Raw genomic sequence first — 15035 nt, forward strand, 5'->3', positions numbered from 1 at the left:
GGCCGCCGGGCAGGCGGCAGGCGGACGGCCTGCGGGCCGGTCAGTGCTCCCGCCGGCCGGGGTCGGGCAGCCGGATCCACGTGTCGGCGGGCCCGGTGACGGCGCGGGCGTCGACGGGTCGCAGGCCGGCGAAGGCACAGGCATGGGCGACGGCGTGGTGGTGGTAGAGGTAGCCGGCCAGCACCTCCTCGGGGGTGTCGCCCTGCCGGGGGCCGCCGCCGGGGTGGAGGTCCCATCCTTCGACGGCGCCGTCGCGGACGATGCCGCCCTGGTTGCCGCTCTTGGGGTTGGCGTAGAGGCCGTAGCCGACGGTGCCGGCGGTCAGACGGGTCATCGCATCGAGAGCGGACGGGGCGTGACCCCAGGGCTGGGTGACGACGCATCCGCCGGGAACGGTCGTGACGCCGGCGACGAGCAGCCTCTCGGCCATGCCGTACTCGTACGGGCAGTCGAGGAAGCGCTCCATGAACTCCTCGTCCGCGGGCGTCGCGTCCAGGCGGCGGATCGCCTCGGCGGCGTCGATGCCGGCGATGCAGGCGAGGCCGGTGCCCTCGTAGTGGAAGCGCCCCAGGGCCCGGAGGAGTTGCCGGCCGCGCTGGACGGCGGCCCGCTCGGCGGCCGTCAGGCCGGGTTCCCCGTCCGGGACGGGGAACAGGTCGGGGGTCGGGCCGGCCAGCGCGAGGCGGCCCGGCGACCAGCCGCCGAGCAGTGGCCGCCAGGGATCGGCACCCGCGGCCACGAGGGCCCGGGCATTGTCCGGCCGGTTGTCCATGACGGCCTCCCACAGCGCGGTCGTCCCGTCCTCCAACGCGTCCACGTCCGAGACGCGGCCCGCCAGTTCGGCCACCACCTCGGGGGATCCGCTCCCTGCCGCCCGGTGCAGCGGGCGCCCCGAGCCCCACGCATCCGGGTCGGCGCCCGCGTCGAACCGCTCGCGGATCTCGCCGTGGTCCCGCCGGCCCTCCCGGCTCACACCGGCCCAGCCCGTCATCGTGCCCCTCCGTCCTCCGCGCGCCGGCGCGGGCGTCAGTCCCTTCGCAGACGATCGCACGAGGGTCGGACAACCCGGTTCGGTCAGTCCTCGTGGACGAACTCGTACGTCCGGCGGCGGTAGGACCCCGAGACGGTGGCGAGGCGGTCCGGCGGCCAGCTGTCGGACCGCTCGCCGAGGATCAACTCGCCGTCCCGGCGCACCATCCAGACGTCCTCCTGGTCGAGGTGCAGAACCGCGTCACCGGGCACCCGCGCGAGGAGGGCGTCGGACAGCCGGATCATGTCGTCCTGCTGGCCGGAGACGTCGGTGGTCTTGCCGAGCCGGAAGGCGACCGAGACGGTCGGGGTGAAGACCCGGCCGCCGATCCGGGGATCTCCCCAGGGGGTGGGCTTGAGCGGGGTCACCCGGATCCAGGTGCCGTGCACCGTGAGCGCGCCGTCCGCGAGCAGCGTGTCGGCGGTCGCGGGGACGGTCGCGGGGACGGCGAAGAGCCGCATCGGCCGGGCGACGTCGACGAGCCTCCGGGCGACCCGGACCGGGGCCCACGGGGTCACCAGCTCAAGACTGTAGGAAATCGCCATGGAATCCGTCCTTCTCCTCCACCACGGGTGGCGGAGGAGCATGGGCGCCGCGAGGCCGGGCAGCATCGGTGGTGCCGGAGGTGCCGGTAGTGCCGCTCGGCAGCGCCTGCTGATAGAGCGCCACCAGCACGCCGTGCAGGGGCTGGTCCTCCGCGTCCTCCTCGGCCTCGTCGACCAGTTCGGTGAGGGCCTCGCCGAGTTCTCTCGCCTTCGCGGGACCGAGACGCAGGTGGCGCAGTGTCAGGTGGGTCTCGGCGGGAGAGAGGTCCAGCTCCTGGGCGACCGCGGCGAACATCGCGGCGGTGCCCACCGCTTGAGGTTCGACGACGACCATGTGGCGGGCCGTGCGCTGGTAGTACTGCTCGGTGCCGCCGCGGACCTGGCGGGTCTCGACGACGCGGACCAGCCCGGCGTCGCGGAGCACCTTGAGGTGGTGGGCCACGTTGCCCTTCTTGGCGTCGAGCTGCGCCGCAAGCTGCCTGATGGTGGCAGGCCGGTGGCCCAGGGCGAAGAGCAGCCGCTGACGCAACGGGTGGGAGAGCGCCGCGAACTGCTCGGGCGCACCGATCTCCAGAACTTCCTCGGAAGGCGGCGGGTAGGACGGCTGATCACGCATGCCGAAAGTGTCTGAACTCTTTGACGCTTTCGCAAGGGCAGTGCTCTACTCCCTGCCATGACGACTACGACGAAGCTTCAGCCCGCCCCTGTCATCGACGAGACGGCCCGGCTGCTGACCGAGCACTACGTTTTCCCCGACATAGCCGAACAGCTCGCCGGCCTGCTGCGACGACGCCTCACCGAGGGCGCCCACGACGTCGACGGCGCCTAGGAGCTGGCCCGGCTGGTCACCGCGGACCTGCGATCCGTCAACGGCGACCGGCACCTGAGGCTGAAGCACCACGCCGAACCGGTCACCCACCTCAACACCATGCACTGGCACGGCGGCGGACGCAGCGAGCAGTCCTGGAGCCTGCCGCACGTTCCCGGCGCGCGCTCCGGCGGCAGCAAGCCGCTGTACGTACTGTCCAGCGACAGCACCTTCTCCGCCGCCGAGGAGCTGGCGTACGACCTCCAGCAGCTCGGCCGCGCCGTGGTCGTCGGCGAGCGCACCCGCGGCGGCGCACATCCGTGCCAGGGCTGGACCGTGCACCCGCACCTGGAGGCCACCGTCCCCGTCGGCCGCGCCGTCAACCCCGTCTCCCGCACGAACTGGGAGGGCGTCGGCGTGCGGCCGGACGTCCCTAGCGCCGCCGGCGACTCCCTCGACCGCGCTCACGCCCTGGCCCTCGCCCGCCTGGCAGGCTGCCCCGGCCCGGCGCATCGGCAGCACCACGCGCAGCGCCTCCCCTGGCCACGTCGGCGGGGGCGCCCGGATGAACACCGCTCCAACTTCGTCGGCGGGCCTGGCCGGTGCGCACCGCCGTTCGTAGCATGACAGGTAACCGACAACGAAGGGACCCTCATGAACGGCAGGATCGCGACCTGGCTCGGCGTCCCCGCACTGGCCGTGGGGATGCTGCTCGGCGCAGCTCCGGCGCACGCCGGCACCGGGGTGCGGATCGACGGCGCGACCGTCTCCGGCAGTTCTTCGACGACGGTGAACATCACCATCGCGTACTCCTGCGACCCCGGCGGCTTCGTCAGGTCCGCGACCGTGACCGCCGAGGACCGGCGCTCCGGTGCCCTCGGCGCCACCCGGTTCGCCCCCAGCTGCACGGGCGCGACCGTGAAGGCGGTCGTCCCGGTCACGACTCTGAACCGGAACAACTTCGCCGCGGGCAACCCGGCGGCCGCCCACCTCTCACTGCTCGACCTCGACGACACCGAGGAGCTCGGGACCATCGCCCAACTCACCATCGGCAACGGTTAGGAGGGCCCGGCGCCCCGGCCTGCCGGGCCCGGGCCATCGCGGCGCCGGGCCCGGCGCCCAGGCCCGTACGGCAGCGGTACGGCTGGGCCGGAAGGCCCATTGCCTACCGGTCCCTCCCCTCGGCAGTCCGCTCCGTTGCGCCCGCCTCGGCCGGCGCGTCGGACTCGCGCGTACCGTTCAGGCGGATGCCTCGCATCGAGGCCCACATCACCAGGGCGCTGCCGCACACCACGCCACAGTCGGCGAGGTTGAAGACCGGCCAGTGCGGCAGTTGGATCCAGTCCACGACGCGCCCCTGCAACGGGGAGGGGGCCCGGAACAACCGGTCGACGAGATTTCCGGCTGCCCCGGCGATGACCAGCCCGAAGGAGACCGCCCAGACGGGGGTACGGATTCGGGGCGACACCACCAGCATGGCGACGACGACCACGATCTTCACCGTGGTGAAGAACCATGCCTCCCCCTCCCCGATGGAGAATGCTCCACCCGAGTTGAAGACCAGCGTGAATCTCAGAAGCCCACCGAGGGCCTCTGTCGGATCGCTCCCCGAGAAATGTGTCAGCGCTATCTGTTTGGTGACGAAATCCGCCGCCAGCAGCACGAGTGCTACGGCTGTCATGATTCCCGACCGTCGAGGCATGTCACCGGGCGAGGAAGCTCCTCGCGCAACCCATAGACGTAGTAAGCCAGTCATGGCCGCAGTGTAGGTGACGGCAGCCGGCGCCCCGGCGGGCCCGGGTTCCGCCGGAGCGTCCGTCCCGCCGGACCCGCACGGGCGGTGTCGTGGTGTGCGCCGGGTGCTCCGGCAACGCAGCCGGCCCGCACCCCGTGGGGTGCGGGCCGGTCCGGGGCCGGGTTCGGTCAGGCGCCGGCGGTTGCCAGTCGGGCGTGGCGTCGGGCGGTCGCCTCGACCGGGTCGAGCACGGGTACGGCGGCCAGCAGGCCCTTGGTGTAGGCGTGCTGGGGCGAGTCGTACACGGCGTCGGCGTCGCCCTGCTCCACGATCCGTCCGGCCCGCATCACGGCGACCCGGTCGCTGACCTGCCGGACCACGGCGAGGTCGTGGGCGATGAAGACCAGCGCGAGGCCGAGGTCGCGTTGCAACTCGCCCAGCAGCTCGACCACTTGGGCCTGGGTGGTGACGTCCAGCGCGGAGACCGGTTCGTCGCAGACGATCAGTCGCGGCTGGGGCGCGAGCGCCCGGGCGATGCCGACCCGCTGCCGCTGCCCGCCGGAGAACTCGTGCGGATAGCGGTGGTACCAGTCGGGGTCGAGCCCCACGCGTTCGAGGAGTTCGCCGACCCGGGCGCGGATGCGGCGCTCGTCGTTCTCGCCGGCGATGCGCAGCGGGTCGGCGACGGACTCCCCGATGGAGCGGCGCGGGTTGAGCGAGGACACCGGGTCCTGGAAGACCATCTGCAGTTCCCGCCGGAGCGGGCGCAGTTCCTTCTCCCCCAGCGCGCCGATGTCGCGGCCGCGGTAGTGGAGCCGGCCGCCGGTCGGTTCCAGCAGCCGGACGAGCATCCGTCCGAGCGTGGTCTTTCCGGAGCCGGACTCGCCGACGATGCCCAGGGTCTCGCCGGCCCGTACGGTGAGCGAGACGCCGTCCACGGCGGTGACGGGGGCGGCGCGCCGGGTGAGGCCGCCCCGGGTGGCGAACTCCCGGCGCAGGTCGGTGGCTTCGAGCAGGACCTCTCCCCCGACCGACTCGGCCGTCCCGGTCGGAGCGGTTGAGACGGTCGGAACGGTCGATGCGGTCGACACGTCCGGAGCGCCGGGCGCGTCGACCCGGGGCACCGCCGACAGCAGCGCGCGGGTGTACGGCTCGCGCGGAGCGCCCAGCACCTCGGTGACCGGGCCGTGTTCCACCGCCCGGCCGTCCTTCATCACCAGCACCCGGTCGACGCTTCCGGCGACCACGCCCAGGTCGTGGGTGACCAGGACCAGCCCGGCCCCGGTCTCCGCGCGCAACTCGTGGAGCAGGTCGAGGATCTGGGCCTGGACGGTGACGTCCAGCGCGGTCGTCGGCTCGTCGGCGACCAGCAGTCGCGGCTCGCAGGCGAGGGCCATCGCGATCAGCACCCGCTGGCGCATTCCGCCGCTGAACTCGTGCGGACGCGAGCGCGAGCGGCGGGCCGCGTCGGCGATGCCGACGCGGTCGAGCACCTCGACGGCCCGGGCCCTGGCGCCCCGGCGGGAGACGTCCCGGTGGACCTGGACGACCTCGGCGATCTGGTCGCCCACCGCGTAGTACGGGTCGAGCGCGGAGAGCGGGTCCTGGAACACCATGGCGGCCAGTCCGCCGCGCAGGCGCCGGAGTTCCGCGCCCTCGGCGGTGACGGCGTCCACGCCGGCGACCCGGACGGTGCCGCCGATCCGGGCTCCGGTCCCGCGGTGCAGGCCGAGCAGTCCGTAGGCGACGGTGCTCTTGCCGGAGCCGGACTCGCCGACGATGCCGAGTGCCTGTCCGGCCTCCAGGGTGAAGCCCACGCCGTCGACGGCGCGCACGTGGCCGTCGCCGACCGGGAAGTCGACGACCAGGTCCCGGACGTCGACCAGGGGTTCGGCACCCGGAGACTCGACACCCCGTGACTCGGCAGCCGGAGACTCGGCACCCGGAGACTTGGCGACCAGACGCTCGGCGCCCAGCGGTTCGGCGCTCACGTCAGGACCACCCTTCGGTCGGACACCGCGTAGAGCACGTCCGCGATGACGTTGGCGAGGACCACGCAGAACCCGGTGACGAGGGTGAGGCCGACGACGGTCGGCAGGTCGATCAGGCCGACCGAGGTGACCAGCAGCTTGCCGAGCCCCGGGAGGCCGAAGAGCGACTCGGTCAGCACGGCGGACCCGAACATCGTCCCGAGGTCGATGGCGGTGAGCGCGATCACCGGGGTGAGCGCGCCGCGCAGCGCGTGCCGGGTCACCAGGCGCCGCTCGCTGACGCCGTACGCCCGGAAGGTCCGGATGTGGTCGTCGGCGAGGGCCTCCAGCATGGACGAGCGGGTCAGCCGGGCGTACTTGGCGGACTCGATCAGGGCGAGCGAGACCCAGGGCAGCAGCAGGCCCCAGAACCACTGCTGGGGGTCGTCGGTGAGCGGTACGTAGCTCGGGAACGGCAGCCACTGGAGCTGGGCGCACAGGACGATGAGCAGCACCAGACCGATGATGAAGACCGGGATGGAGCTGCCGGCCAGGGTCAGGCCGGTCAGCAGGCGCTCGCTGAGCCGGCCCCGGCGCAGCGCGGAGACCAGCCCGGTGCCGACCCCGAGGACGAGCCAGAGCACCATCGCGCCGAGCGCGAGCGAGGCCGTGACCGGCAGCCGGGCGGTGATCATGTCGGTGACCTGCTCGCCGCTGCGGTAGGAGACGCCCAGGCAGGGCGCCGGGCAGTGCAGCAGGCCCGTGCCGGCGCTGAAGTCGCGTCCGGCGACGATGCCCTGGAGGAAGTGGGCGTACTGCAGGTGGACGGGGGCGTCGAGGCCGAGCCGTTCGCGCACCTGGGCGACCTGGGCGGGGCTGCACTTCTCGCCGCAGGCCAGCTGGGCGGGGTCGCCGGGGGCGATGTAGAAGACCGCGTAGACGATCAGGGAGAGGGCGAGCAGGACGCCGAGCATGCCGACGGCCTTGCGGAGCAGGAAGCGGGTCATGCGGTGGCCTCCTCGGCGCCGCTCGAAGAACCGGCAGTCGAAGAACCGGCACTTGAGGAACCGGCAGTCGAGAGACCGCCGCTCGCCGCACCGGCGCCGCCCCGCGCCGTGCCGACCCGCAGCCGGGAGGCCGCGCGGGGGTCGAGCTCGGTGCGGACGGCGTCGCCGAGCACGGTGAAGGCGAGCACGGTGACGAACAGCAGCGCCGACGGCAGCAGCACGTACGTCGGGTCCGCGCGGAACCAGGTGGTCGCGCCGGAGAGCATCTGGCCCCAGGAGGAGGTCGGCGGCTTGACGCCGACGCCGAGGAAGGAGAGCCCGGCCTCGGCGATCACATTGGACGGGAGCAGCACCGCCGCGTAGGTGATGACCGGCGCCGCCAGGGAGGGCAGCAGTTCCCGGCGGGCGATGCGCCACCGGGTGGCGCCGGCGAGCCGGGCCGCGGCGACGTAGTCGAGCTGCCGGAGGCTGAGTGTCTGCGCCCGGACGATCCGCGAGGTGCCGGCCCAGCCCAGCAGCCCGATGACCAGGGTCAGCAGGAGCGGGCGGGGGAATCCGGAGGGCACGACCGCCATCAGCGAGATGGCGAAGACCAGCGAGGGCAGCGCGAGCATCACCTCGGTGGTGTTGCCGATCAGCTGGTCGAGCAGCCGGTTGCCGAGGCCTGCGGTGAGGCCGAGCAGGACGCCGATCGCGACCTGGACGAGGGTGGCGCCGACGGCGACGAGCAGCGAGATCCGGGCGCCGTGGACGAGCCGGGCGAACACGTCGCGCCCGGTGCCCGGTTCGACGCCCAGCCAGTGCTCGGCGCTGACGCCGCCGAAGGAGCCGGTGGGCACCCCGCCGGCCGCCGAGTCGAGCAGGTCGTTGTGGTAGCTGGTGGGGTCCTGGCCTTCGAGCGCGCTGAGCAGCGGTGCCGCCGCCGCGACGAGGGCGAGCAGGACGATGACGAGGCCGGCGGCGAGGGCGGCGCGGCGCGCGAGCAGCCGCCGCCAGACCTGCCGTCCCCCGGCGGCCGGGGAGGCCGCGCGGGCCTCCCCGGCGCTGGGTTCCTGTGGAGCCATGGTTGTCTGACCGATCCGTCCGTTCCCGACCGCTACTTGACCGCGACCTGGGAGATGTCGAGCACGCCGGTCCAGTCGCTGATGACGATGTTGCGGACGTCCTTGCCGGACAGCCGCTTGTAGACGGGGTGGAACAGCGGGACGGTGAGGGCCTGGTCACCGATGCGCTGGTCCAGGGCGCCCCAGCGCTTGGCTGCCTCGGCGTGGTCGGTGATCTTGTTGATCTGGTCGATCTCGTCGTTCACCGACGGGTCGTCCAGCTGTGCGGAGTTGAAGTTGTAGCCGTCGGTGACGATCTGCCGGCCGTCGAAGATGGGTGCGAGGAACGGGCCGCCGGACGGCCAGTCGGCGCCCCATCCGGAGAGGAAGAGGCCGGGCTCGGTGCTGACGGTGTGGATCGTCTTGGAGTACCTGGTGGAGTCCAGGGCCTCCAGCTGGACGGTGATCCCGGCGGCCTTCAGGCCGTCCTGGACGGCGGTGGCCAGGTCCGGGCCGTAGCCCTTGCCCACGGCGCTGGAGTGGGTGAGCGTGATGGTCAGGCCGTCCGGGTAACCGGCCTCCTTCAGCAGCTCCTTGGCCTTCTCCGGGTTGCCGGTGGCACCGGCCGGGAACGGGTCGTAGGGGGTGTACCCGAAGGTCTCCTGGGTGGGCAGGTAGGTGGTGGCGGCCTCGGCGAGCGAGGAGCCGCCGGCGGCGTTGACGACCGAGGTGCGGTTGATCGCGTAGGCGACGGCCTGCCGGACCTTGGGGTTGTCGAAGGGCTTGACCTTGGGGTTGAACGCCAGGTAGTTGACGTAGCCGAAGTGGCCGGTGCCGACGCGTGCGGCGAGGGCCTTGTCGTCCTTCACCTGGGCGAGTTCGGAGGGGCCGAGGTTGGTGTCGGTGGTGACGGCGGCCGCGTCGGCGCCGGTGCCGGCGGAGAGCCGCTGGTTGATCACCGCCGGGTCGAGACCGGACTGCACGTCGACGGTGTCGGGGTACGCCTTGCGCTGGTCGTCCGTCGCCGCCGACCAGTTGGGGTTGCGCTTGAGGACGAGGTGCGCGCCGTCGTTCTCGTTCTTGACCACCTGGTAGGGGCCGGAGGAGACGGGGTGGTCCTGGTACTTCGCCCCGGTGTCCTTGGCCTTCGGGACGGGTGCGAACTGCGTCTGGGTGGCCAGGTACGGGAAGTCGCCCTCGGGCTTGTTGAGGCGGAAGACGATGGTCTTCTCGTCCGGCGTCTCGATGGCGTCCAGGGTGCGGCCGTCCTTGTACGGGCCCTGGTAGTCGGCGGCGCCGACCAGCCAGTCCCTCAGGAACGGTGCGCCACCGGAGAGTTCGGGGGCGAATGACCTTTCGATGCCGTACTTGATATCGGCGGTGGTGATCGGCGAGCCGTCCTCGAACTTCAGGCCGTCCTTGAGGTGGTACGTCCAGACGGTGGCGCCCTCGGAGGGGGTGCCGGTGTCGGTGGCGAGGTCCGGGACCACCTTGGTGCCGGCCGCGCCGTCGGCCCGGTTGCGGGTGGTGAGGGTGCGGAAGACGAGCGAGGGGACGTTGCCGCCGCCGGAGGTGTAGAGCCGTGCGGGGTCGAACTGGTCCTGCGGGTTCTGGTTGAGGACGGTGAGGGTGCCGCCCTGCTGCGGCGCGGCGTCCTTGCCGGTGCCACCACCGCCGTCGGCCTTCGGTCCGCACGCCGCCAGTCCGACGACGAGCGCGACGGTGACGGTCGCCGTGGCGAGGCGGCGAGGGGTGAAGGTGGTTCGAGACATCGGAAAGGGAGCCTTTCGCTACCGATGGTGTACGGAGGAAGGCGGGCGACAGTGAGGCTTCGGGAAGAGTGAGCGGCACCGCGCCCGCAGGGAGGGGCGACACCCCGATGCGGCGATCACCGCAAAACGCGTCGGGGCAGGCGGATTCAGCGACAGAGATTGTCGGAAACGCAGTGCGCGGCCACGCCGATCAGCGCCAGCTCGATGGCGGCGCACTCGATCGGGTGACGGTCAGACATGCCGAGAAGACTGTAGGAAGTTAAGCGGAATGTCAAAACTCCACTTATGACCTGCCCACCAGGTGGACACCGAAATGGATACCCCCGGACTTCCGGGGATTCCGGAGGCTCCCCGGCCCCGCACGGAGACCGACCGGGGTCGCACCGCACCGCCGCCCGGCGGGGCCCGAACGCCTCGGCGGTCAGAGCGGCGCGAGGATCATGAGGACCTCGTCGCGGGTGTCGTGGGGAGCGAGCCGGAGGGCTTCGGGCCAGCGTCCGATCTCGCGCCAGCCGAGCCGCCCGTAGAAGTCCTCCAGGCCCTCGCCGCCGCGCGCCGCCAGGCGCAGCTGTTCCAGGCCGAGCTCGTCGCGGGCGATCCTCCGGAGCTCGCGGACGAGGGCGGATCCGACTCCGCGGCCGCGGACGGCCGGGTGGGTCTGGAGGTGGTGGACGGTGCCCCAGTGCCCGACGAGCCGGTAGGGGTCGCGGTCGAGGACGACCCATCCGACCAGGATGCCGTCGACCCGGGCGGTGAGGAGTCGACTCCGCCGCGGATCGAGACGGGCGAGGAGCCCGTCCGCGGCGGGCGCGACGTCGTCGTGCCCCACCGGAGGGAACGGGAATCCCGCGGCGCCGCCGGTGTTGGTGACCGCGATCCAGCAGTCGATCAGCTGCTGCCGGAGTTCGGCGGTGACGTCCTGCGGGTCGGTCGTCTGGACGAGGTGGAGGGCGGCGTCGTACGGCATGGGGCGAAGGATGCCAGAGGGTTCCGACATCCCTCCCGGATGCAGGGAGTCTCCGCACGGGGCCGGGCCGAGCGATGAACACCCGTCAGGCCGGTTTCCGCCGCGCACGCCTGGGTGAATGCGTCCCCGTTCGGCGGCATTGACGCTATTTATCCGATTTTCAGACGCGATACTGCATTCGTACGGTCACCAAAGGTAGCGACCCCATTACCGCATTCACGGGCTCCGCCCCGTCACCACCACCGTCCGGCGCACCGTCAGACACCGGACCGTCCGATCGAAGGGAATCGTCATGAGGCGCTGTCCACCCACCAACGGACGCGAGCGAAGACGCCATGGACCGGTCGGGCTCCGCGGCCGCCTCACCCGGGCCGCGCTGCCCCTCCTCCTCGCGGCCGCGACGGCGTCCGCCTCCTTCGCCGCGCCCGCAGTGGCACACGCCACCCACCGCACCGCGCACGCCACGACCGCCGACGGCCCGGCCGGCGGCGCCCCGGTCGGCGGCGGCCCGGTCGGCGGCGGCCAGAGCCGGCAAGGCGGCCGTCAGCAGCCCGTCACCCTCGCGAAGACCGGCACCGACCTCGCCACCGGCAGCACCACCCGGACCGCCCACGGCGACACCGTCCGCTGGGTGGTCTCCGCCACCAACCCGGACGGCACACCGGTCAGCACCACCGTCACCGACAAGATCCAGGGCGGCCCGGGCAGCACGCCGCAGACCCAGTCCTACGTGCCCGGGTCCCTCCAGGTGCCCCCCGGCTTCAACAGGCAGTGGTCCACCGACGGCGGGACGACCTTCTCGGGCACCGACGCGGGCGCGGCCACCAACGCCGTCCAGGCGACCAACCCGATGCTCGCCTCGCCGGCGACCGGTCAGGTGGTCCAGATCCCGCCGCCGTTCACCCCGATCAACACCGCCACCGGCGGCGACGGCTTCACCCCCATCCTCTACACCGCCACGATCAACGGCGTCCCCACGCCCGAGATCTGGAACATCTACCACCACGGGTTCTCCAACACGGCCAGCGTGGTCTGCACCGACCAGCTCACCAACGGGCCGTGTCCGACGCCGAGCGGGGCCCCCGCCACCTGGCCCCAGCCGCTGAACTCCTCGGTGGCCGGAGCGACCACCGGCGACCTCGGCAGCACCCGCACCCCGACCTACGTCCTGCTCGGCTCCAAGCTGTACTACGCCGCGATCAGCCGGACCACCCTCGGGCTGATCGGCGTCGGCTGCATCGACCTCCAGGCCCAGTCCAGCTGCGGCTTCACCGCCCTCCAGACCGGCAGCGGGCTGGTCGTGGGCGGTGTCGTCCAGGCACCGAACCAGCTGATCCACGCCGTCTCCGGCACCGGCGAGATCCTCTGCTACGACCCCGTCGCCAACGCCTCCTGCGGGACGTTCGGCATCGGCCTGCCGCCCAACGAGGGACAGGTCGCCTTCAGCGGCGACTACGCCGGCATCATGCGGGTCGTCAACGGCAAGATCTACGTCACCGACAACACCCCGGCCCCGCAGCCGACGGTGATGTCCTGCTTCGACCCGTCGACGAACGCCGCCTGCACCGGTTGGGCCACCCCCAGGACCGTGGTCACTCCGGTCGGCGGCGCCCCCGCCCGGGCCGACAACGTCTTCGAGATGTACGACCCGGCGGGCACCGTCACCGGCGTCTGCACGGTGGTCGGCGGCGTCTACCAGGAGGTCACCCCGCCGGTCGGCACCGTCGTCTGCTTCGACCTGACGGGCAACCCCGTCGCCGCGCCCCCCGGCCTCCAGGCCCTGGTCAGCACCAACGTCGCCCCCGGCGAGGCCAACTTCCAGGTGCCGCTGACCATCACCGCCCCCAACGGGCACCTGGAGACCGAGTTCCCGCTCTGGATCTACCAGGGCACCACGCCGACCCTCAACAGCACCGAGTACTGCTACGACTGGACCGTCCAGGGCCCCTGCACCCAGTACGGCACCAACGGCATCGTCAACGGCCCGCCCGACGTCAACGGCGGCAACACCAGCCCGTACGGCTTCGCCTACGACGGCCAGTGCAAGTACAGCCTCGGCGACACCGGCTACCTGTTCTCGATCGACCCGGTCACCGGAGCCTCGCCCTGCCTGAAGACCAAGGCCCAGGGCACCATCAACCCCTCCGCGTACTACTGCGACGGAGCCACCGGGCACATCAGGTCCTACGGAACGGTCAGCCTCCTCGGCATCGATCCCACGACCGTCGACTTCGCCCACTCCTCGGTGACCGTGCTCGCGGCCGACGGAACCACCATCGGCACCTTCCCGTTCAACCCCGCCACCGGAACAGCGGACATCTCGTCCGTCCCGACCGGCGACTCGCCGATCCAGGTGATCGCCAACCTCACCCTGATCAACGGATCGTCCTTCACCCCCGACAACCACCCGCGGATGCAGGTGACCTTCGTCGGCGACGCACCGCAGATCTGCTTCGAGACCACGGTGGCCACCGACTGCTCCGTCACCGCCGTCTCCAACCAGGCGTCCGCCGTCACCAACGGCCAGCCGCCCGTCACCTCCAACACCGTCACCCTCCAGGTGACCCCCGGCGCCCAGTGCACACCGATGCTGACGATCAACAAGGAGGTCTGCACCTCCACGAGCGCTGCCGACTGCGTGGACGGCGGTAGCGGGCCGTGGGCGAAGAACGCGACGATTCCGTCCGGAAGCACGGCCTACTGGCGGATCACCGTGACCAACACCGGCACGGTCCCGGTCACCGGGATCACCCTGACCGACAGCGTGTCCCCGTCCTGCGTCACCGCAGCAGGGACGTTCGACCTGGCAGCCGGCGCATCCCATCAGGTCTTCTGCGACCTGACCGACGTCACCCAGCACACCGTGAACTCCGTGACCGCCACCTTCCCCGGCCCAGGCGGCACTCCGATCACCACACCCCCCTCCGAAGCCACGGTGAACGTCAGCGGCACCGGTGTCCCGTCACTCAGCATCAACAAGGAGGTCTGCACCTCGACCAACCCGGCCGACTGCGGCCAGAACGGCCCCGGCCCGTGGGCCAAAACCGCCACCGTCGCCCAGGGTGCCACCGCCTACTGGCGCATCACCGTCACCAACACCGGCACCGTCGGCATCACCGGAATCACCCTCACCGACCCCGTCACACCCTCCTGCGCCACCACCGCCGGCACCTTCGACCTCGCGGCCGGCGCCACCCAGCACTTCTCCTGCAACCTCCCCGGCATCACCCGAACCACCACCAACGTCGTCACCGCCACCTTCCCCGGCCCCGGCGGCACCCCCGTCACCACACCCCCCTCCGAAGCCACGGTGAACGTCAGCGGCACCGGTGTCCCGTCGCTGAGCGTGGACAAGGAGGTCTGCCAGTCCGACAACGCCGCCGACTGCGGCGCGGGCGGCGCCGGGCCGTGGGGCAAGGAGGCGACCCTGCACAAGGGGAACGCACCCGAGGAAATCTGCGCTCCGGACAAGTGCCAGGCCTTCTGGCAGATCACGGTCACCAACACCGGCACCGTGGACCTGACCGGCATCACCCTGAACGACTCCCAGGAGCCGGCCTGCGTGGTGGCGGCCGGCACGTTCGACCTGGCGGCGGGGCAGACCAGGACATTCTACTGCTTCAGCCTGATCAGCGAGGACACCGTCAACACGGTCACCGCCTCCTACGTGCCGCCGGGCTCCCCGCCGGGGACCGCACCGGTGACCACTCCTCCGTCCTCCGCCCTCGCCCGCTGCGAACCGCCGTGCGAGACGGACAAGTGCCACCACCCCAAGCCCGGCCACGGCCACGGGTCGCACGGCGGCAAGCCCGGGACCGGCAACCCGTACCTCCAGCCCGACATCGGGACCTGGCCGTCCGCCCTCCCCTACCTCACCACCGATCCGTCGATGACCGACCTCGACTGGCTGCTGCCCATCCTGGTCGAGGCGGGCGGGGCGATGGGGTGACCCCGAAACGGCCCTGACGGACCGAAAGGGCGGTGGCCGGGGAATGACCTCTTCCCCGGCCACCGCCGCGCCGGTCCTCAGGCGGCGTGCTCGGCGACGGAGTCGGCGATGGCGTCCTTCACCCCCCGGAGGCCGGGGCGCAGCCGCCGTACCGGCCCGGCGCACGCCGGTACTGTGAGCTCCGGAGAGTGCTCGTCTCGGCGCACCGC

At 72.0% G+C, this 15035-nt stretch carries 14 protein-coding genes; 4 read left to right on the forward strand and 10 right to left on the reverse strand.

Annotated elements, in window-relative coordinates; genetic code table 11:
- Positions 1 to 40: 40 nt before the first annotated feature.
- The 3 genes from ACFVHV_RS26805 to ACFVHV_RS26815 all read right to left on the reverse strand — a co-directional run bounded on the left by ACFVHV_RS26805 (position 41) and on the right by ACFVHV_RS26815 (position 2191).
- Entirely contained in the window at positions 41 to 991 is a 951-nt protein-coding gene (locus ACFVHV_RS26805) for an ankyrin repeat domain-containing protein (RefSeq protein ID WP_359915612.1), read from the reverse strand.
- An 83-nt stretch (positions 992 to 1074) separates the two neighbouring features.
- Complete coding sequence (locus ACFVHV_RS26810; RefSeq protein ID WP_380354123.1) at positions 1075 to 1575, reverse strand: SitI3 family protein; 501 nt, start codon at positions 1573 to 1575, stop codon at positions 1075 to 1077.
- Entirely contained in the window at positions 1553 to 2191 is a 639-nt protein-coding gene (locus ACFVHV_RS26815; protein ID WP_380354126.1) for an ArsR/SmtB family transcription factor, read from the reverse strand. The genes ACFVHV_RS26810 and ACFVHV_RS26815 overlap by 23 nt, the downstream gene beginning before the upstream one ends.
- A 57-nt stretch (positions 2192 to 2248) precedes the next feature.
- On the opposite strand from ACFVHV_RS26815, the gene ACFVHV_RS26820 reads away from it, so the two are divergent.
- From ACFVHV_RS26820 to ACFVHV_RS26830, 3 genes are all read left to right on the forward strand, one after another.
- A complete protein-coding gene (locus ACFVHV_RS26820; protein WP_380354127.1) occupies positions 2249 to 2404 on the forward strand; it encodes a hypothetical protein in 156 nt (51 codons plus the stop codon).
- 99 nt (positions 2405 to 2503) lie between these two features.
- Complete coding sequence (locus tag ACFVHV_RS26825; protein ID WP_380354130.1) at positions 2504 to 3010, forward strand: S41 family peptidase; 507 nt, start codon at positions 2504 to 2506, stop codon at positions 3008 to 3010.
- Positions 3011 to 3037: 27 nt separating this feature from the next.
- The gene (locus tag ACFVHV_RS26830) at positions 3038 to 3445 is read left to right on the forward strand and encodes a hypothetical protein (protein ID WP_380354133.1); all 408 of its coding nucleotides are present in this window, start codon (positions 3038 to 3040) and stop codon (positions 3443 to 3445) included.
- 103 nt (positions 3446 to 3548) lie between these two features.
- Here ACFVHV_RS26830 and lspA read toward each other — a convergent pair whose 3' ends face one another.
- The 7 genes from lspA to ACFVHV_RS26865 form a co-directional block, all read right to left on the reverse strand.
- Positions 3549 to 4064, reverse strand: coding sequence for a signal peptidase II (gene lspA, locus ACFVHV_RS26835; protein ID WP_380354135.1), 516 nt, complete (start codon positions 4062 to 4064; stop codon positions 3549 to 3551).
- Positions 4065 to 4306: 242 nt separating this feature from the next.
- A complete protein-coding gene (locus tag ACFVHV_RS26840; RefSeq protein WP_380354196.1) occupies positions 4307 to 6004 on the reverse strand; it encodes an ABC transporter ATP-binding protein in 1698 nt (565 codons plus the stop codon).
- A gap of 101 nt (positions 6005 to 6105) precedes the next feature.
- The gene (locus ACFVHV_RS26845) at positions 6106 to 7095 is read right to left on the reverse strand and encodes an ABC transporter permease (protein ID WP_359908179.1); all 990 of its coding nucleotides are present in this window, start codon (positions 7093 to 7095) and stop codon (positions 6106 to 6108) included.
- Positions 7092 to 8159, reverse strand: a complete 1068-nt coding sequence (locus ACFVHV_RS26850) for an ABC transporter permease (protein ID WP_380354137.1) — start codon at positions 8157 to 8159, stop codon at positions 7092 to 7094. Before ACFVHV_RS26850 ends, ACFVHV_RS26845 begins: the two co-directional genes overlap by 4 nt.
- 32 nt (positions 8160 to 8191) lie before the next feature.
- Entirely contained in the window at positions 8192 to 9910 is a 1719-nt protein-coding gene (locus ACFVHV_RS26855) for an ABC transporter substrate-binding protein (protein WP_380354138.1), read from the reverse strand.
- 146 nt (positions 9911 to 10056) lie between these two features.
- Positions 10057 to 10149 (reverse strand): Ms4533A family Cys-rich leader peptide, encoded by a 93-nt coding sequence (locus ACFVHV_RS26860; RefSeq protein ID WP_317620150.1) that lies wholly within the window; start codon positions 10147 to 10149, stop codon positions 10057 to 10059.
- Positions 10150 to 10331: 182 nt separating this feature from the next.
- Positions 10332 to 10877: a GNAT family N-acetyltransferase gene (locus ACFVHV_RS26865; RefSeq protein ID WP_380354140.1), complete on the reverse strand. Its 546-nt coding sequence runs from the start codon at positions 10875 to 10877 to the stop codon at positions 10332 to 10334.
- 292 nt (positions 10878 to 11169) lie between these two features.
- Between ACFVHV_RS26865 and ACFVHV_RS26870 the strand changes: the two genes are divergently transcribed.
- Positions 11170 to 14826, forward strand: a complete 3657-nt coding sequence (locus ACFVHV_RS26870) for a hypothetical protein (RefSeq protein ID WP_380354143.1) — start codon at positions 11170 to 11172, stop codon at positions 14824 to 14826.
- Positions 14827 to 15035: the final 209 nt, after the last annotated feature.

The sequence above is a fragment of the Kitasatospora sp. NPDC127116 genome (genome assembly GCF_042677365.1).
GTDB classification, from domain to species: domain Bacteria; phylum Actinomycetota; class Actinomycetes; order Streptomycetales; family Streptomycetaceae; genus Kitasatospora; species Kitasatospora lactacystinica.